This window comes from Telluria sp. LT1R51-2 (assembly GCF_059685775.1).
Map to the genome: position 1 here is coordinate 1,720,142 of NZ_JCASIM010000001.1, position 19,922 is coordinate 1,740,063.

12 protein-coding genes are annotated in these 19,922 nt (G+C 64.3%); 9 read left to right on the plus strand and 3 right to left on the minus strand.

Annotation, left to right across the window (positions count from 1 at the left end):
• Nucleotides 1-12: 12 nt before the first annotated feature.
• Entirely contained in the window at nucleotides 13-1,578 is a 1,566-nt protein-coding gene (locus AC56LH_RS07690) for a tyrosinase family protein (protein ID WP_499645369.1), read from the plus strand.
• A gap of 122 nt (nucleotides 1,579-1,700) precedes the next feature.
• Here the strand turns inward: AC56LH_RS07690 and AC56LH_RS07695 are convergent, their stop codons facing one another.
• Nucleotides 1,701-3,281, minus strand: a complete 1,581-nt coding sequence (locus tag AC56LH_RS07695) for an aldehyde dehydrogenase (NADP(+)) (protein ID WP_499645371.1) — start codon at nucleotides 3,279-3,281, stop codon at nucleotides 1,701-1,703.
• A gap of 213 nt (nucleotides 3,282-3,494) precedes the next feature.
• Between AC56LH_RS07695 and AC56LH_RS07700 the strand changes: the two genes are divergently transcribed.
• The 8 genes from AC56LH_RS07700 (at nucleotide 3,495) to AC56LH_RS07735 (ending at nucleotide 17,957) form a co-directional block, all read left to right on the plus strand.
• Nucleotides 3,495-5,753 carry an exo-alpha-sialidase gene (locus AC56LH_RS07700; protein ID WP_499645372.1) on the plus strand — a complete coding sequence of 753 codons (2,259 nt, stop codon included), beginning with the start codon at nucleotides 3,495-3,497 and terminating at the stop codon, nucleotides 5,751-5,753.
• On the plus strand, nucleotides 5,750-8,053 hold the full coding sequence (locus AC56LH_RS07705) for a glycoside hydrolase family 95 protein (RefSeq protein WP_499645374.1): 2,304 nt from the start codon (nucleotides 5,750-5,752) through the stop codon (nucleotides 8,051-8,053). The genes AC56LH_RS07700 and AC56LH_RS07705 overlap by 4 nt, the downstream gene beginning before the upstream one ends.
• A gap of 30 nt (nucleotides 8,054-8,083) precedes the next feature.
• Nucleotides 8,084-9,778 carry a DUF5597 domain-containing protein gene (locus tag AC56LH_RS07710; RefSeq protein ID WP_499645376.1) on the plus strand — a complete coding sequence of 565 codons (1,695 nt, stop codon included), beginning with the start codon at nucleotides 8,084-8,086 and terminating at the stop codon, nucleotides 9,776-9,778.
• Nucleotides 9,779-9,825: 47 nt separating this feature from the next.
• Complete coding sequence (locus AC56LH_RS07715) at nucleotides 9,826-12,693, plus strand: glycoside hydrolase family 31 protein (protein WP_499645378.1); 2,868 nt, start codon at nucleotides 9,826-9,828, stop codon at nucleotides 12,691-12,693.
• Between the two features lie 62 nt (nucleotides 12,694-12,755).
• A complete protein-coding gene (locus AC56LH_RS07720) occupies nucleotides 12,756-13,847 on the plus strand; it encodes an SGNH/GDSL hydrolase family protein (RefSeq protein ID WP_499645380.1) in 1,092 nt (363 codons plus the stop codon).
• 15 nt (nucleotides 13,848-13,862) lie between these two features.
• Nucleotides 13,863-14,063, plus strand: a complete 201-nt coding sequence (locus AC56LH_RS07725; protein ID WP_499645382.1) for a hypothetical protein — start codon at nucleotides 13,863-13,865, stop codon at nucleotides 14,061-14,063.
• A gap of 15 nt (nucleotides 14,064-14,078) precedes the next feature.
• Complete coding sequence (locus AC56LH_RS07730) at nucleotides 14,079-14,666, plus strand: 2-hydroxychromene-2-carboxylate isomerase (RefSeq protein ID WP_499645383.1); 588 nt, start codon at nucleotides 14,079-14,081, stop codon at nucleotides 14,664-14,666.
• Between the two features lie 342 nt (nucleotides 14,667-15,008).
• The gene (locus AC56LH_RS07735; RefSeq protein WP_499645385.1) at nucleotides 15,009-17,957 is read left to right on the plus strand and encodes a PAS domain-containing protein; all 2,949 of its coding nucleotides are present in this window, start codon (nucleotides 15,009-15,011) and stop codon (nucleotides 17,955-17,957) included.
• Here AC56LH_RS07735 and AC56LH_RS07740 read toward each other — a convergent pair.
• On the minus strand, nucleotides 17,954-19,519 hold the full coding sequence (locus AC56LH_RS07740) for a GH39 family glycosyl hydrolase (RefSeq protein ID WP_499645387.1): 1,566 nt from the start codon (nucleotides 19,517-19,519) through the stop codon (nucleotides 17,954-17,956). The two genes, AC56LH_RS07735 and AC56LH_RS07740, sit on opposite strands and share 4 nt — an antisense overlap.
• Entirely contained in the window at nucleotides 19,516-19,920 is a 405-nt protein-coding gene (locus tag AC56LH_RS07745; RefSeq protein ID WP_499645388.1) for a helix-turn-helix domain-containing protein, read from the minus strand. Before AC56LH_RS07745 ends, AC56LH_RS07740 begins: the two co-directional genes overlap by 4 nt.
• Nucleotides 19,921-19,922 lie beyond the last annotated feature (2 nt).

The window sequence follows — 19,922 nt, forward strand, 5'->3', positions numbered from 1 at the left end:
TTTGGCGCACATTTGATCGCGCTTAATTTCGGTGAAGGTGTGCGCGGCTGGTCGCCGGATGTCTTTCTACACTCGACTGAACATGTACAGCATTTTGTTCAGTCGGGGGATGCGATGAAAGCCCACAGCGGCTCCAGGAGAATGTTTTTAAAAACAGGTGTCGGGGTCACTGTTGCACAGTGTCTCCCCGAGCTGGCGGCAGCGCAGGCCAGCAGTGGTCCGCGGCTCGAATGGAAGCAATTCAAGACCACCAACCAGTATCCTGCGTTCGTCAATGCCATCGCGACGATGCGCAGCAATACCAACCAGACCAACCGCGGATCGTTCGCGTACTGGGCCAATGTGCATGTCAACCGCTGTCCACACGGGGTGCCGTATTTCATCGCCTGGCACCGCGGGTATCTGTACCATTTCGAGCAGCAGCTGCGCACGGTGTCCGGCAACCCCTACCTGATGCTGCCGTATTGGGACTATTATTCCTACGCCACCTTGCCAGCGGAATTCACCGATCCGGCGCCCGGCAATCCCCTGTATGTACCCCGGCAGAGCGCGAACGTTCACAGCGCGCTGAGCCTGGCGCCATTCGCGTCGTCAGTGCGCAATTTTCAGCGCGGCAAAAACAATGCGTTCGAACCGATTATCGAAGACGTCCACAACCCGATTCATGATCTGATCGGTGGCGTCATGAGCACGATGCAGTCGCCGCTCGACCCCATCTTTTTCCTCCATCACGCCAGCATCGATCGCTTGACCCACGCATGGTCTCTGCTTGCGGGAAAAACCGTGCCGCCTTCGGCGAATCCGTATTCGTCGACCAACAGCGATGTGTACTGGGCGGGTAGCCATGACTATGCGACCGGTCTCAGCATCGAGCGCTACAAGACAAGGACGCCCAGCTGGCTGGGCACTTCGTATGCGTCGAACGCCGTGCCGACGGTTTTGCCGCCCGCGCCCGCGGCCCGTGCTGCGATCCTGCAGCGACCGCCATTCCGGTCGTTCCGGGCAATCGCCGGGCGGCGCTTGTCGAGCACGCGGCGGTCGGTGAGTAGTGTGGCGCAAGTGCCGTTCGACGAGCAGTCGGTATCGGTGCTGCTGCGCTTGGCGAAAAGCGATGCGGCCGAACTGGCACGGGTCGTTGCCCTGTGCCGTGACACGGGTGAGTCAGAAGCGCGGCCGATGCCGGCAATGATCAAGCTGGTGTTCGACAATCTGGTGATTGGCAAAGCCGCAGCAAAGGGCGGCTTCTTTTACGCGCTCTACCTCGACATGCCGGCCTTTGTCGAGTCGACGGCAGAGCGGGATGCAGCGCTGATCGGCACGCTGGGCGCGTTCCAGATTGCCGCCGCGGCGCACCATGGCATGCCCAGGCTCGAATTCGACGTGTCGCACCTGCTGGTGCGGCAACAGCGGCTGAATTTTTCCGAGCTCGTACTGTCGTGGGTGCGCGTCGATGGCGACCGCCCACCGGCAGGCAACGCCATTCAGGCCGACGAGATCCGGGTCGAACTGTCGCTCGTCCCGGATGATGTGCACTTGTCGATGGATGACGACGACGATCGCGACATTCAGTACCATTAGCTGGCGCTGCCGGCCTGGTTGCCGGGCCTGGCTGCCGGGCCTGGTTGCTGCGCCTGATTTCTGCGCCTGGCCACTGCGCCTGGTTGCTGAATCTGTCGCGGTCCTTGGCGCGAGCCTGCCCGTTACACAGGCAGCGTCAGTGCACCGTCCACCAGACGTGCAAGCCGCAGCGGGTTGCTGTCCTTGAGAGCATCGGGCAGCAGGTCGGCCGGTACATCCTGATAGCACACGGGCCGCAGGAAGCGCTCGATCGCTGTCGCGCCCACTGACGTGCTGCGTGGATCGGTGGTGGCCGGGAACGGGCCGCCGTGCACCATCGCATGCGACACCTCGACGCCAGTAGGGAAACCATTGAACAGGATGCGGCCGACCTTGCGTTCCAGCAGTGGCAACAGCGCGCCAGCCAGCGCATGGTCACTCGCAACCGCGTGCACGGTGGCGGTCAGCTGGCCTTCCAGATGGCGCGTGACGGCCAGCAACTCGTCTTCATCGCGGCAGGCGATCATGAGTGACACCGGCCCGAAGATTTCTTCTTCGAGCGCCGGATTGGCCAGGAACGTGGCGGCGTCGCACTCGTACAGCGCCGCCTTTGCTGCGCAGCCCGCGCCTTCGCTGCTGCCGTGCGCAATCAGCGTGACACCAGCGATGCCGGCGCGAATGCCGACCGCATCCGTATAGGCCGCATGGATGCCAGCGGTCAGCATGGTGCCGGCCGGTTTGAGCTGCAGCGCCGCGCTCGCTGCGGCGCGGAACGCATCGAGTTGTGGCCCGGCGATGCCGATCACCAGACCCGGGTTGGTGCAGAACTGACCCACGCCCATCGTCAGCGAGTCGACGAACGCGCTTGCCAGCGCAGCGCCGCCGCTGGCCAGGGCGCCCGGCAGCAGGTAGACCGGATTGATGCTGCTCATTTCGGCGTAGACGGGGATCGGTTCCTTGCGGCGGCTGGCGATTTGCGCCAGCGCCAGCCCACCGGCGCGCGAACCGGTAAAGCCCACGGCGCGGATCGCCGGATGGCTCACGAGGTCGCCGCCGATCATGTTGCCTTCGCCAATCAGCAGCGAAAACACGCCTTCGGGCATGCCGCAGTCGAGCGCTGCCTGCAACACGGCCTTGCCGACCAGCTCGGACGTGCCCAGGTGCGCATTGTGCGCCTTGACGACGACCGGGCAGCCGGCGGCAAGTGCCGAGGCGGTGTCGCCACCGGCGACGGAAAACGCGAGCGGGAAGTTGCTGGCCCCGAACACGGCGACGGCGCCCACGGGGATTTTGCGCATTCTCAGGTCGGCGCGTGGCGGCGTGCGCTCGGGCAGGGCCGAGTCGAGCGTCGCTTCGAGGAACAAGCCATCACGCACAACCTTGGCGAACAGGCGCAGCTGACCGACGGTGCGGCCACGCTCGCCTTCGAGGCGCGCCGTCGGCAAGCCACTTTCCTGGCTGGCGCGCTCGATCAGTGCCGGACCCAGATCCAGAATGCGCTGCGCGATCGTTTCGAGAAAGTTGGCGCGCTCTTCGAGGCTCAGGGCGCGGTACGGCTCGACGGCGTCATCGGCCAGCAGGCAGGCACGGGCGAGGTCGTCGGGCGTGGCAAGACCAAACGCAGGTTCGAGTTCCTGCTTCGTGCCCGGGTTGTAGGCACGCACGGTGCCGGCTGCACCGCGCACGATGCGTGCGCCAATGATCATTTCTCCGCTGATGTTCATGCAATCTCCTGTGTTGAATTCGTGTAGGTCGCCAATGTTATACGCAATCATGCTTGCGTGGAGAAGTTGGTCGATATGCCGGTTCGTATCCTGAAATTTATTTGTTAGCGCGAACATTCTGCTTGCCAGCATCGTTTGGATTGTTTAGCATGGTTTGCAGCAAGCTAATAGTCGCAACCCATACGCGGCACATAAGAACAATCAGGAGACACCATGCCTTCCACGTACGCGCGCCAGCTTGGCGTGTTCGTGGGCGCGGTCGCGGCCATCGTTGTCGGGGCCGCCGCCACGGCCACGGCCACAGCGACCAATGCCATGCCCGCGACGCCATCATCGAGCGCCGCAGTGACGGCGACCGCACCTGCCGCCTACGTGTGGGACAGCGTGGTGATTGGCGGCGGCGGTTTCGTGACGGCCGTCGTCCCAAGCCGCAGCGAGCCGGACGTCGCCTACGCCCGCACCGACGTTGGTGGCGCCTACCGCTGGAGCGCAAAAGAGGGCCGCTGGTATCCGCTGCTCGACTGGGTCGGCGAAGACCAGACGGGCTTCCTGGGCATCGATGCACTCGCCGTCGACCCGCACCATGCCGGCAACATCTGGCTGCTGGCCGGCATCGCCTACCTGAACGGCGGCCGCACCGCCATCCTGCGCTCGACCGATTACGGCAAGACCTTCGACGTCGTCGATGTCACTGCCCAGTTCAAAACCCATGGCAACGGCTTCGGCCGGCAAAACGGCGAGCGGCTCGCCGTCGATCCGGGATCAACGCATGGATCAAATCCAGCATCGAATCAGCCACCAGATACGCGCCTGTACCTCGGCTCGCGCCGCAACGGCCTGTTCACCAGCAACGACGCCGGCAAGACCTGGCAGCGAAACGACGCGCTGCCGGTCACGACGACGCCGAACGACGTCGGCCTGAACATCGTGCTGCCGGATCCTGCCAGCGTGCAGGACGGCCACGCGCGCCGGGTGTTCGTCGGCGTCTCGCGTTTTGGCAGCGTCGGCCCCAATCTGTACCGCAGCGACGATGCCGGCGCAAGCTTCCAGCCCGTGGCAGGCGGGCCGGCCGGTCTGATGCCGCAACGCGCAGCGCTCGATGGCGCGGGCAACCTGTATATCGCCTACGCCGACGGCGCCGGCCCGCATCCGGACAAAAGCGGTACCGAACCGATGCAACGGGGCCAGGTCTGGCGCTATGCGCTTGCCAGCGGCGCGTGGACCGACGTCACACCGGCCGGCTGGACGCGCCCCTTTGCCGGCATCAGCGTCGACCCGGCCAACCCGCGCCGGCTCGTCGTCTCGACCATCAACACGTTCATCCCCCAGGGCGACGCCAAGGGCGACCGCATCCTGGTGTCGAACGACGCCGGCGCCAGTTGGACCGACGTAATTGCGCGGGGCTTTCGGCGTGACGCCGCCGGTGTGCCATGGCTCGAGGGGCACGCGATCCACTGGGCCGGGTCGGTCGAATTCGATCCCCGCGATCCCCGCGCGGTCTGGGTCACATCCGGCAACGGCATCTTCCGCACCGCGAACATCGACGCTGTCCCTGCTACCTGGACGTTCACCGTCAAGGGCCTGGAAGAGACGGTGCCGCTTGGTCTGGTGAGCATGCCGGGCGCGCCGCTGGTGTCTGCGATCGGCGACTATGACGGTTTCGTGCACGACGACCCGGCGCGCCATGGCCGCATCCACAAGCCTGAAATCGGCACCACCACCGGCCTGGACGCGGCGGCGCGCCGGCCCGGCACCCTGGTGCGGGTTGGCGACGCGATGCTGGTCACGCGCGACGGCGGCGCCACTTGGCACAAGACGCCGACGATGCAGGGCAAGCGGGGCCAGATTGCCATCTCGGCCGACGGCGCGACGCTCGTGCACACACCGCAGGACTCGACCACCTCGTTCCGCTCCGGTGACACGGGCGCGACCTGGACCCCGGTCGCCGGCCTGACTGGCAACCGGATGCGCGCCGTGGCCGATCCGGTGCGTGCGAACGTGTTCTACGCGTATGATGACAACGCTCTGGTGGCCAGCAGCGACAGCGGCGCCACGTTCACGGCGCGCGCCAGTCTGCCTTCGGGCGGCTCGCGCCTGATCCGCGCGGCGCCCGAACGTGAAGGCGACTTGTGGGCCCCGCTCAAGCAGGGGGGCCTTGCGCGCTCGATCGATGGCGGCGTCAATTTCAAGCCGGTGTTCGACATCGACTATTGCGGCGCGGTCGGCTTCGGCAAGGCTGCACCGGGCAAAACGTATCCGACGGTGTTCATCTGGGGCAGCGTGAAGGGCGTGCGCGGCATCTACCGCTCGCTCGACACGGGCGCCACCTGGCAGCGCATCAACGATGACGCGCACCAGTACGGCGGCCCTGGCGACGGCCACTTCATCGTCGGTGACATGAACCGCTTCGGCGTTGTCTACATGAGCACTGCCGGACGCGGCATCGTGCACGGAAAGCCTGTTAACCAATGACTTTGCATCACACGCTGCGCCTGGCGCTTGCCGCCACCAGCCTTGGCTTCGGCCTGACCTTTGCCGGCGCCGCGCTGGCCGCTCCCGACCTCGTCTTGCGCTATAACGCGCCCGCGCAGGACAATGACACCGGCTGGGAGAAGGAAGCCCTCCCGATCGGCAATGGCCGCATCGGCGCCATGGTGTTCGGCCAGCCAGGCCGCGAACACCTGCAGTTCAACGACATCACGCTGTGGACCGGCGACGACAAGACGATGGGCGCTTTTCAACCGTTCGGCGACGTGCTGGTCGACCTGCCGGCCCATGCGACGGGCGTGACCAACTACCGCCGCACGCTCGACCTGGTGCGCGGCGTGCACACGGTCACCTACACGCACGATGGCGTGAACTACAAGCGCGAAGCCTGGGCCAGTTATCCGGCGCAGGTGATCGTGCTGCGCCTGTCCGCCGACAAGCCGGGCCGCTACACGGGCAGCGTCGCGTTGACCGACCGCCACGGCGCCAACCTGGCCGTCGCTGGCAACCGCTTGTATGCGGCGGGCACGCTGGCCGGCTTCGTGCTGCCCGACCAGGCGCCGAGCACCAATGTGATGTCGTATGCGAGCCAGGTGCAGGTGCAGAATGACGGCGGCAAGCTGGCCGTCGACGGCAAGCGGATCGGCTTTGCGAATGCGAATTCGGTCACGCTGGTGCTGGGCGCCGGCACCAGCTTCGTGATGGATCCGGCCCGCCGCTTCGAAGGCGGCCACCCGCTGGCGCGCGTGACGCAGCAGGTCAGTACGGCCGCCGCGCGTCCCGTCGACGAGCTGCGCGTCGAGCACGAGCGCGATCTGGGCGGCCTGCTCAAGCGGGTCGAGCTCGACCTGGGCCCGACGCTCGCCGAACGCCGCGCGCTGCCGACCGATGCGCGTCTGCTGGCCTATACGCGCGATGGCGGCGACCCGGAACTCGAAGCCCAGTATTTCCAGTATGGCCGCTACCTGCTCACCGCCAGTTCGCGCGGCTCGCTGCCGGCCAACTTGCAGGGCCTGTGGAACAACAGCTATGCGCCGCCATGGAATGCGGACTACCACACCAATATCAACGTCCAGATGAACTACTGGCCGGCCGAGGTGACCAATCTCTCCGAGCTGGCCGAACCGTTCTTCGGTTTCGTGAACGGCCTGGCGCCGGTCTGGCGTGCGCAGACGGCGCAGGAATTCAAGGGCAAGGACGGCGCCCCGATTCGCGGCTGGACGCTGCGCACCGAGTCGAACCCGTTCGGCGCGATGGGCTACCTGTGGAACAAGACGGGCAACGCCTGGTACGCCCAGCACTTCTGGGAACATTACGCGTTCACGCGCGACGAGCGCTTCCTGCGCGAGACTGCCTATCCGATGATGAAGGAAGCCGCTGCCTTCTGGCAGGACTACCTGAAGGTGCTGCCCGACGGACGCCTGGTGGCGCCGCAAGGCTGGTCGCCCGAACATGGCCCGGTGGAAGACGGCGTCGCCTACGATCAGCAGATCGTCTGGGACCTTTTCAATAACACGGTCGAAGCGGCCGGCATCCTGGACGTCGATCCCGAACTGCGCGCCGAACTGACCACTATGCGCGACCGCTTGGCCGGTCCGCGCATCGGCAGCTGGGGCCAGTTGCTCGAATGGCTCGACGAGAAACACGATCCGGTGCTCGATACGCCCCATGACACGCACCGCCACGTGTCGCACCTGTTCGCGCTGTTCCCGGGCCGCCAGATCGGGCCCGTGAAAACGCCGGAGCTGGCCGCTGCCGCCAAGCGCACGCTCGAAGCGCGCGGTGACGCCGGCACCGGCTGGTCGATGGCGTGGAAGATGGCGTTCTGGGCCCGCCTGCACGAGGGCGAGCGCGCCCACCGCATGCTGCGCGGCGTGCTGGCCGCGCCGGGCGCCCGTGCTGCCGAACAGGGCGGCATCTTCTCGGAACATAACAATGCGGGCGGCACCTACCCGAACCTGCTCGATGCGCACCCGCCATTCCAGATCGACGGCAATTTCGGCGCCACCGCCGCGATGGCCGAAATGCTCGTGCAATCGCACGCGGGCGAAATCCAGGTCTTGCCGGGGTTGCCGAAAGCGTGGGCCACCGGCTCGGTCAAGGGTTTGCGTGCGCGCGGCGGCTTTGAAGTCGACATCGTCTGGCGCAAGGGGCTGCTGAAGAACGTCACGGTACGCGCCCCGTCGAACGACGGCAAGGTCAAGCTGCGCTACGGCGCCTGGGTGACCGAAGTCGAGCTCAAACAAGGGCAGAGCCGCACCGTGTCTGCGTCGCTGTTCAAATAAAAAAACGACACCACGAAGGAGACAACCCGCATGAAGCTGAACCAGATCGCCCGCCGCCTGACGCATCTCGCGCCGCTGTGCCTGGCCTTGACGGCGCATGGCGCGAACGCCGCGCCCGCCGCGCCCGACCTGCCGCGCCTCGAGAGCAAGGACGGCCGCCACGCCCTGATCGTCGACGGCGCGCCGTTCACGATGCTGGCGGGCCAGGCGCACAACTCCAGCAACTACCCGGCGGCCTTGCCGAAGGTCTGGGCCGCGCTGAAGGATGCCGGTGCCAACACGCTCGAGATGCCCATTGCGTGGGAGCAGATCGAACCGAAGGAGGGCAGCTTCGACTTCAGCTTCCTCGACACGCTGGTCAAACAGGCGCGCGACAACAAGATCCGGCTCGTGATCGTCTGGTTCGGCACCTGGAAGAACACGGGGCCAGGCTACCTGCCCGAATGGGTCAAGTTCGACAACGCGCGCTTTCCGCGCATGAAGGACAAGGACGGCAAGACCGTCTACAGTCATTCGCCGTTCGGCGAAGAGACGCTGGCGCTGGACCGCCGCGCGTTCGTGCGCATGATGGAGCACATCAAGAAGATCGACAGCGCGCACCGCACCGTGATCATGGTGCAGGTCGAGAACGAGGTGGGTACTTACGGCTTCGAGCGCGACTTCGGCGCGCGCGCGCAGGCCGCGTTCGCGCAGCCGGTGCCGGCCGCCGTCGTGGCGCGCCAGACGCCGAAGGTCCAGGGTGTCACGAGCGGGACCTGGACCCAGGTTTATGGCGACTACGCCGCCCAGTACTTCCATTCCTGGGCGATTGCCAGCTACATCGAGTCGATTGCCAAGGCCGGGCGCGCCGTCTACGACTTGCCGATGTTCGTCAATAACGCACTGCGCGAACCGGCGCTGGACGGCAAGCCGGCAGCGCTGTGGAAGGACGGCGGCGGTTTCGCCAGCGGCGGGCCAACCTACGACGTGCTCGATATCTACAAGGTGGCCGCGCCCCACATCGACTTCGCTGCGCCTGACATCTACATGCCGGAATCGAAAAAAGTCACGGCGATCCTTAAGTCGTTCCAGCGGCCCGACAACGCGTTGATGATCCCGGAAATGGGCAATGCGCCCGGGTATGCGCGCTATGTGTATCAGGCGCTGGGCATGGGCGCCCTCGGCGTCGCGCCGTTCGGCCTGGATTATGCCGACTACAGCAACTACCCGCTGGGCGCCAAGCACACTGACAAGCGGATGGTCGAACCATTCGCCAAAGTGTATGGCGTATTCGCGCCGATGACGCGCCAGTGGGCGCGCTGGGCCTTCGAAGGCCGGACCTACGGCGTGGCCGAGGGCGACGACCGCGCCGCACAGACGGTGGCCATGAAGGGGTGGACGGCGAACGTGTCGTTCCGCGAGTTCCAGTTCGGCGAGCGCCAGTACCTGAAGGACAAGAACGAGTACCAGTCAGGCACCGAGCAGCCGGGCGGCGGCGTCGCGTTCGCGCAGATCGGCGAGAACGAGTTCGTCATCGTCGGCCAGCAGGCGCGCGTGAAGCTCTCCGGCAGCGGCGTCAACGACGGCAAGCCGTCGATGCTGGCGCGCGTGGAAGAAGGGCGCTTCGACGTGAATGGCAAATGGGTCATGGAGCGCAACTGGAATGGCGACCAGACCGATTACGGCCTGAACCTGCCGGCCACGCCGACCGTTCTCAAGGTCCGGCTGGGCACCTATACCGAGTAAGCATAACAAGTAATCAACATAAAAAGTACACAACAGGAGATCGACAAATGCGTATGACACAAGTGGCGGCCGCAGTACTGATGCTGGCGGCAACCGGGGCCGATGCAGGCACCTTCCAACAGACCGCGACCGGTATCGAAGTCAAGCCCGACAGCGGCGCCAAGGTGGTGCGGCTGAACCTGATGAGCGACAACATCGTCCAGGTGGTCAAGCTCGATCAGGCCGACAAGACGCTCACGCCATCCCTGATGACGGTCGCCAAACCGTGCGCCAGCAGCTGCGCCTTCACCGTCACGCCCGGCAAGGACTCGGTCCAGCTCAAGGCCGGCAAGATCGCCGCCACTGTGTCGCTCAAGGATGGCCAAGTCGCCTTTTTTGATGCCAACGGCAAGCGTTTCCTGGCGCAGGCATCCGAATCGATGCAGCCCGTGAACGTGGGCGGCAAGCCGTTCGTGGCGATCAAGCAGGGCTTCAACCACGGCACGAAGGATGCGTACTACGGCCTGGGCCAGCATCAGAACAACCAGATGAACTACAACGGCGAAGACGTGCTGCTTCAGCAGCACAATATGATCGCCGCGGTGCCGTTCGTCGTGTCCGACAAGGGATATGGCGTCCTTTGGGACAACAATTCGATTTCGCGTTTCGGTGACCAGACGCCGTACGATCTGATGTCGCGTGACCTGGTGCTGCGCGGCGCCGATGGCAAGAGCGAAGGCCTGACGGCCCGCTACTACATCGGCGGCAAGCTGGCGCTCACGCGCCAGGAGAAAGACATCGATTACCAGTACCTGAAGGACCTCGACGAGAACTGGCCAAAGGAGCTCGGCCCGCACAAGGACCTGAAGGACGTGCGCGTGGTCTGGGAAGGCACGATGAGCAGCGACAAGCCGGGCGTGCACAAGATGCAGCTGTACTCGTCGGACTACGCGACGCTGACCGTCGACGGCAAGCAGGTCATGGACGTCTGGCGCATGGGCTGGAACCCGTGGTACCACAACTTCGAAGTCAAGTTCGCCAAGAACAAGCCGGTCAAGCTGCACCTGGAATGGAAGCCATCGGGCGGCATGGTCGCGATCACCCACAACAATCCGTTGCCGGCGCCGGAGCGCCATTCGCTGACGCTGTCGTCCGAGATCGCCGAAGCGATCAACTACTACGTCATCAGTGGCGAGAACATGGACCGCGCGATCGCCGGCTACCGCCACCTGACTGGCCAGCAGCCGATGATGCCGAAGTGGTCGTACGGCTTCTGGCAATCGCGCCAGCGCTACGAGACGCAGCAGCAGCTGCTCGACACGGTAACCGAGTACCGCAAGCGCGGCTGGCCCCTCGATAACATCGTGCAGGACTGGTTCTACTGGCCCGAGGATGGCTGGGGTTCGCACGACTTCGACCAGAAGCGCTTCCCGGATCCGAAGGGCATGGTCGACGCGGTGCACAAGCAGAACGCGCGCATCATGCTGTCGGTGTGGGGCAAGTTCTACGCCAATACCGATAACTACAAGGAGCTCGAGTCCAAGGGCTATATGTGGACCAAGAACGTCGAGAATGGCTCGCGTGACTGGGTCGGCAAGGGTTACCTGAACAGCCACTACGATCCGTACACCAAGGAAGCGCGCGACATCTATTATCGCCAGCTCAAGACCAAGCTGGTCGACCTGGGCTTCGACGCCTGGTGGATGGACAATACCGAGCCTGACATTCTGTCGAACAGCCGTCTGGAAGACTTCAAGGCGCTGATCGGCCCGACCGTGTATGGCGCCGGCGAGATCACGTTCAACCCGTACAGCCTGGTGAGCACGGGCGCGATGGCCGATGGCCTGGCGCGCGACCAGCCGGACAAGCGCCAGTTCATCCTGTCGCGTTCGGGCTTTGCCGGCATCCAGCGTAATTCGGTGGCGGTGTGGAGCGGCGATACGGTCGGCCGCTGGAACAACCTGTTCGACCAGATCGCATCGGGCACGAACATGTCGATGTCGGGCATCCCGAACTGGACCCACGATATCGGCGGCTACGCGCAGGAAGTGCGCTACCAGACGGGCGACGTGGGCTCGGCCCAGGAAAACCGCGTGACGTCGCGCGCCGAAGCGAATCCGGAAGACATGAAGGAATGGCGTGAATTGAACCAGCGCTGGTTCCAGTTCGGCGCCTTCACGCCGCTGTTCCGCTCGCACGGCGAAGTGGTCAAGCGCGAGATCTACAATATCGCCAATGGCGACGACACCATGCGCGACAATATGGTGTGGTACCTGAAGCTGCGCTATCGGCTGATGCCTTACATTTACACGATGGCGGCCGACACGCATTACGGTTCGGGCACGATGATGCGTGGCCTGGTGATGGACTTCCCGCACGACGAGAAGGTCAAGAACATCAAGGACCAGTACATGTTCGGTCCATCGTTCCTGGTGGCGCCGGTGTACGCGTACAAGGCGACTTCGCGCCAGGTGTACCTGCCGGCGGGCGCGGACTGGTATGACTTCCATACGGGCGAGCGCTTCAAGGGCGGGGCCACGCGCACCGTGCAGGCACCGCGCGAGCGTATGCCGCTGTTCGTCAAGGCCGGCTCGGTCATCACAGCGGGCCCGGTGACGCAGTATGTCGACGAGAAGCCGGATGCGCCGGTCACGCTGTTCGTGTATGCGGGCGCCAATGGCGAAGCCACGCTGTATGAGGATGACGGCGTGACCAACGCCTACGAGCGTGGTGAAGCCAGCCGCATCCGCATCGCCTACGACGACAAGACGGGCGTCGTGCAGATCGGCGAACGCGCCGGCCAGTACAAGGGCATGCCGATGAGGCGCGAGTTCAAGGTGCGCGTCATCAAGCCGGGCGTGTCGACGGCAGAGAACCTGGATGCGGCCGACAAGACCGTGGTCTATGACGGCAAGCCGGTGACCATCAAGCTGTAATCGTTACGGCGCTTACCAACAGCCGGGTGCCAGCGCGCCCGGCTTTTTTCGTACTGACTTCCATGAAAAATCTCGCGTATTCACTCATCCTGGCCGCCTTGCTGCACCTGGCGCCGGCTGGCGCTGCCAATCAGATCGCGGCAGATCATCCGCATCTGGCCTATACGGGGCGTATCGACATGACCGATGCGAAGGCGCCGGTCCTGAGCTGGCCCGGCACGGCGATCGCCGGCAACTTCACCGGGACCTCGCTGGCGATTGTCCTCGACGACCAGAACGGCAAGAATTACTTCAATGTGTTCGTCGATGGCGACACCACGCGGCCGGTCATCCTGCAACTGGAGAAGGGCAGCAAGACCTATCTGGTCGCCAATGGCCTGGCGCCGGGCGCGCACCGTTTTCTGCTGACCAAACGCACCGAGGGCGAGGAGGGTGCCACCGTCTTCAAGGGCATCGAGCTCGATGACAAGGCGACGCTGGCGCCGCCGCCCCCACGGCCCAAGCGCAGGATCGAGTTCTTTGGCGATTCGATCACGAGCGGCATGGGCAATGAAGCGCCCGACGATGGGCGGGACGATCTGGGCAAGGACAAGAACAACTACCAATCGTACGCATCGATCGCGGCGCGCCAGCTCGGCGCCGAAGCGCACATCACGTCGCAAGGCGGCATCGGCGTGATGATCAGCTGGTTTCCGTTTACGATGCCGGATTTCTACGACCAGATGAGTGCCGTCGGCGACAACGACAGCCAGTGGGACTTCAAGCGCTGGACGCCTGACGTCGTCGTCATCAACCTGATGCAGAACGACAGCTGGCTGATTGGCCGCGATCACAAGCTGCAGCCGGAACCGACGGATGCGCAGCGGATCGCGGCCTACCAGGCGTTCGTCGCCCGCGTGCGCGCGCTCTATCCGAACGCCTACATCGTCTGCGCGCTGGGGAGCATGGACGCGACCCGCGCCGGTTCCGTGTGGCCGGGCTACGTCACGTCGGCGGTGGCAAACCTGCGCGCAGCAGGCGACGCGCGCATCGATACGCTGTTCTTTCCGTTCACCGGGTATGGCCAGCATCCGCGCGTCAAGCAGCATCAGGCCAATGCGGACTTGCTGACCGCATTCGTGCGAACCAAGCTGGGCTGGACGCGGGCCGAGTAACGTGCAGCCACTGGTGTGGTCGAAGTCTTCGGAGTGCTGTACAACCCCGCCCACGCCTGGACCGATCTCCAGCGGATGCTGCTTTTCACGCAATACGACCCGGTCATCGACATGCCATGCCATACGCCCCGCGCGTCATTTACCCATCCGGCCACGCCGACCGATACTCCTCCCCGTGAGAGTATCGAGATCCGTTGTCCCCTCATCTTCGACTGACAGGATCCACGCTAAATGAACATCATCGAATTCTGGTTCGATTTCGGTAGCAATTACAGTTACCTGAGCATGATGCGGATACGGCGCGCAGCGGCCGCTGCCAACCTGCGTGTCGAGCTGAAGCCGTTCATGCTCGGCCCGATCTTCAAGTCGTTCGGGTGGGAGACGTCGCCATTCGTGCTGCAGACGCTGAAAGGCGATTACGTATGGCGTGACATGCACCGCCAGTGCGTCAAATACGGCTTGCGTTGGCAACGCCCTTCCGTATTTCCCCGTAATGCGCTGCTGGCCGCGCGCATCGCACTACAGGGCGAAGGCACGTGCTGGTTTGAGGGTTTCTGTGAACAGGTCATGCTCGCCAATTTCGCGGACGACCGCGAAGTTGGCGACGAGGCGGTGCTGGCCGGAATTCTCGAAGGACTTGGCGCTGACAGTGCAGAGATCATCGCGGCAGCTAAAACGGATGCGTGCAAGGCCGCACTGCGTGCGCGCACAGCCGATGCCCAGGCCCGCGGCATCTTTGGCGCGCCCATGTTTTTCGTTGGCAACGAGATGTTCTGGGGGAATGACTGTCTCGAGGATGCAATCGCTTACGGCAAATAGCCGGGGTCAGGTCTGACATTTGGACACGGACTCTTCCCTAGTACGTTTGACAAGGCATCGTCAACAGACTTCTTGTTAAGCTCGTGTCCGAATGTCAGACCTGACCCCGCTGGTGTTTGACCCCGCTGGTGCTGTTCTTTCCACACAGACCTCGTCACGGCGTCATCGGCCACAGGGTGGGATGGAATAAGACTGCGCACAGCGGTGCAAGCGTACTGTAGCGGCCACTACAACATGCTAATATGACCACGTTTCATGGGATCTGGGTAGACATGTGCGTCCCATCCTGTATCTCTTAACATGGTCGTAGAATGGCAAACGTCAAGGTTCTCGAATCGCAGTATGCAGTGGCTCCAGGTGTGGCAGGGCAGCCCGAAGGGCGCGTCCGTTCGCCGGTCCGGTTGTAACCGGGTGGACGCCACCGTCACGCAAGGGCGCCTGCTCCAGGTTCTCGACGTCGTATCCGCCCTGACGGGCATCGACAATGTCGACGATCTGATGCAGCTGTCGCTGAGCCGCCTCCCCGGGATTCTGCCGCTCGACCCGTCCGCGCTGTCCTCCATCGTTCACAGGCTGGTCCAGCCTGACCAGGATGCGCCATCTGCGCAGCAGATCGAGCAAGCCCTGTGCACCGGCGCCAATTCGTACAAGCGCGCATTCACGTCGCACGAACGCGAACTGCTGCACCACGTTTGCGTCGCCATGGGCGCGGCCCTGGCACGCATTGGCCAGGCGCGCGCTGGCAACGCCTTGCGTGAACGAGTCGAAAGGCTTGATCAGCGCTGCGCCCCGCGCGCCCTGGCGCCGGACCGTGCATGGGCCGTGAGCCTGGAGCCGCTGTGCATCATCGATGCCAACGGCTATGTCGAGCTGGCCAATCCGGCGTGGCAGACGGTGCTTGGCTGGACCGAAGCCCAGGTGTGCAGCCAGCCATTCACGGCGTTCGTGCACCGCGATGACCTCGCGGCGACGCAGGCGGCCTGGATCAAGGCCAGTGAGCAGGGGCAGGCAGTCGTGCGTTTCGAGAACCGCTACCGCACGAGTGGCGGGGTCTGGCGCTGGCTGTCGTGGGTGGCCGTGCCGGAGGACGGCAAGGTGTACTGCGCCGCGCGCGACGTCACCGACGAAAAGCAGCAGCGCGAAGCGTTGATTCTCCGCACGCGCGAACGTGACGTGCTGGCCGCGGTGTTCCAGGCCACCGATCTGCTGTTGCAGGTGATCGATGCAGACTACCGCTTCCTGGCGATCAACCAGGCCAGCATTGATGACTACTGGCGCATGTTCAAGCGCCGTGTCGCGGTAGGCGATCGCCTGACCGACGTGCTGGCCGACCGGCCAGAGCAACTGCAGGCAGCGCTGGCGCTGTGGGACCGCGCGCTGGGTGGCGAGGCGTTCTCGCTGCAGCAGACGTTCGGCCAGGCTCCGCCCGAACAGCGCACCTGTGAAATGCGGTTCGAGATCTTGCGTGATCACGACGGCAAGCAGATCGGCGCCTTCATGACGGCACTGGACGTGACCGAGTGGCATATGCAGCAGCAAGCGCTGGTTGAAACCCAGGAGGCGCTGCGGCAGTCCCAGAAGCTCGAAGCGATCGGTCAGCTTACGGGCGGCGTGGCGCATGACTTCAACAACGTCCTGGCAGTGATCAAGTCGAGCATCGAGCTGCTGCGCCGGGTACAGCTTGGCGACGAGCGCCGCCAGCGCTTCATGGACTCGATTTCCAGCGCGGTCACGCGCGGTGCCCGCCTGACCGGTCAGCTGCTTGCCTTTGCACGTCGTCAGGCCCTGCAGCCGGCCGTGTTCGACGTCGGGAATAGCACGCGTGCAATCGGGGAAATGATCGGGAGCCTGACCGGCGTTGGGGTCGAGGTGGTGCTCGACTTGCCCGACGAGGCCTGTTTTGTCAATGCCGACCAGAGCCAGTTCGATACTGCGCTGGTCAATCTCGCCGTCAATGCGCGCGACGCGATGCAGTCGCGCGGAACGCTGTCGGTCAAGGTCGAATCGGTCGATGGCCTGCCGCAGCACGGCCTGCAGCCGGCGATCAGCGGCACGTTCGTGGCCGTGTCGTTGCACGACACCGGCGCTGGCATCGCGCCGGATAACCTGGACAAGATTTTCGAGCCGTTCTTCACGACCAAGGGCGTGGGCCACGGCACCGGCCTGGGGCTGTCACAAGTGTTCGGCTTTGCGCGCCAGTCGGGCGGCGATGTGCGGGTCGTGAGTACGCCAGGCGCAGGCACGACCTTCACGCTGTACCTGCCGTGTGCGGCGCAACCGGTTACTGGCGGCAGCACGCCGAGCGTCCAGCACACGCTGCCCGGCGGCGGGGGCCTGCGCATCCTGGCGGTCGAGGATAATCCCGAATTGCGCGCGATGGTCGAGAGCTCACTGCATGAACTTGGCTACGCAACGACCATCGTGACCAGTGCGGAGCAGGCGTTGGCATTGCTGCGCGATGATCCCGAACCTTACGCAGCAGTGTTTTCCGATGTTGTCCTGCCGGGCATGACCGGGATCGACCTGGGGCGCGCACTGGCGCGCCTGCAGATCGACATCCCCGTCGTGCTCACCAGTGGTTACAGCCACGTGCTGGCGCAGGAGTCGGACCACGGCTTCCTGCTGCTGCCCAAGCCCTATGCCCTGGACGATCTCGCGCGTCTTCTCCACGAGGCCCTGCTCCGGCGCGACCGCGCTGCAAGCGTTGCCAAGGTCAGTACGACGCATGCCATGACCCTCGTCGAGACCGCCTTTGGCCAGGCGGCGCGCGCGCCCGATGAAGGGGTCGAGCGCGTACGGCTGGCGGAGCTGACGGCCCTGCACATCATGGATACCGAAGAAGAAGCGGCATATGACGAGCTGACCCACCTGGCCAGCGCGTTCTGCCAGACGCCGATCGCGCTGGTTTCGCTGGTCGACGACGAGCGTCAGTGGTTCAAGGCGCGGGTGGGACTGCAGGCCCGTGAAACGCCGCGCGAACACGCGTTCTGCAGCTACGCGATCGAGCAACCCGAGCAGATCATGCAGGTGGTCGACGCGACGCTCGATGCACGCTTCGTCCGCAATCCCCTGGTGACGGGCGATCCCGGCATCCGTTTCTATGCCGGCGCGCCGCTGGTGACGTCAACCGGTCAGGCACTGGGCACGCTGTGCGTGATCGATACCGAACCGCGCAAGCTGACCGTCCATCAGCTTGACGCGCTGCGCCTGCTCGCGGCGCGCGTCATCGAGCGTCTCGAGGCCCGGCGCGTGGAGCTGAACCTTGGGGCGCCACGCGACAGCGAGCCCTAACGCGCCGCATCGAGTTGCAGCAGGTAGACATCGTTCTCGCGCAGCGGCAATGCAGTGGCAAACACGCCATCGCGTCCGACCGTCACCGCCTGCTGCTTCAACGGCTTCCCGGTTGCCGTCGCTTTCAGTGCAGCGACCTGCGGGCGCGTCAGCTGCTTGGGCGAGCCCATGCCGATATACGCCGTGAACGCATCGTTCTGCTTGTAGCCGACCTGCGAGACCGTCATCGTGTAGGCGCCTGGCTTCAGACCACGCATCGCGACCTTGACCTGGCCTTTCGACTTGGGCGGCAGGTCCTTGATGAAGTACTGCTGGTTGTTGATCCCTTCAGGCAGCGTGTGCGAGTAATCCCACAGCAGCACCTGCGCGTTGCCCTTGGCGTCGAGCGTCGCCGTCGAATCCTGGTCCGCGTTCTTCAGCTCACGATCGCCCAGCTGGTTGAGGAACTGATAGGCAAAATAGGCGGGCTTCTTGATCCCCTGCGTGTTCATCAAACCGAACCCGCCGTGGAAAGCTTCGAAGCGCGGCCCGGCTTCTTCGAAGATGTCGGTAAACACCCAGTACGACATCGACTGCACGGCGCCAGTGCTCTGCTTGAGCTTTCTCAGAATGTAGGCCGGCTGGTGGTAGCTGTCGTGGGTCGGGTCGGACGGCGTGTACGACGAGCTCCATTCGGTGTAGTGCAGCTCGAGCTTCGGCATGGCCGACGTGTCGATCTCCTTGCGGTTTTTAAGCACGTCGTGGGTCACCGCCATCGGGTCGGGGCTCAGGACCGTGCCAGTGGTGCCGAATTCGTCGAGGAAGCCCTGGTTCACGCCATACGAGTGGGTGGAGACGAAGTCAAGCGGCACGCCATTCTTGCTGGCGTATCCGATCATCTCGGGAATCCAGGCCGCACCGGCAGTGCCCGGACCGCCCACGCGGTACGATGGGTCGACACTCTTGACGGCGCGCGCGGCGTGCGCGTACAGCTTGAAGTACTCGTCCTGCGTGCCGGCCCAGAAGCCGTCCAGGTTCGGTTCATTCCAGACTTCGAAGTACCAGCTTGCCACTTCGGCCTTGCCATAGCGTTCGGTCCAGTGCGTGGTCAGTGCCTTGACCAGGCGTTCCCACTGCGCGTAGTCGCGCGGCGGCGTGACGTTGCCGCGCCACCAGAAGATGGTCTTGGTGCCGCTGGCCATCGCGGACGGCATGAAGCCCAGTTCCACGAACGGCTTGATGCCGACGCTCTGCAGGTAGTCGAACAGGGCGTCGACGTACTGGAAGTTGTACTGCTCCTTGCCTTGCGCATCGATGCGGAAGACGGCCATGTCGTCGCTCAGCAGACCGTGCATGCGGAGGTAGCGAAAGCCCGTGTCCTTGCGCAGTTCGGCCAGCTGCTGCTGCCAGTCGGCGCGCAAGCCCTCGTTGGCGCGGCCGGCGCCAACGGACAGATTGAACATGCGATCGAGCTGGCCCTTGACCTGGGTGACATCGACGTCGATGACACGTTGCTGCGCATGGGCCACGGCTGGCAGGGCAAGCAGCGTCGCCAGCGTCATGGTGGTAATTGTGTGCTTCATGGGGTCTTTTCTCCGGATGTGGGCGAGGGGCAGACGGGCGTGCGATGCGCTTGCGCCCGAAATGCCTTCGGTGTGCAGCCATAATCGAGTTTGAACAGCTTGTTAAAGTACGAGACGTGGTTGTAGCCGACCGTGTAGGCGATGTCCGTGATGCTGGCCGAATCGCGTTCGGCCAGCAGGCGCGCTGCTTCGGTCAGGCGCAACCGGTTCAGGTAACCGGTGAACGTACAACCCAGTTCGGCCTTCAGCACGTCGTTGACCTTGTTGCGGTTCACGCCAGCGCCATGCGCAACCGCGCCCAGTTCGAGCTCCGCATCGGCAAAACGGCTGGCGATCGCATGCAGGATCGCGGATTTTTCGCGGTCCCGATGCGGGTCAAGCGAGCGCTGTTGGCAAAGCACGG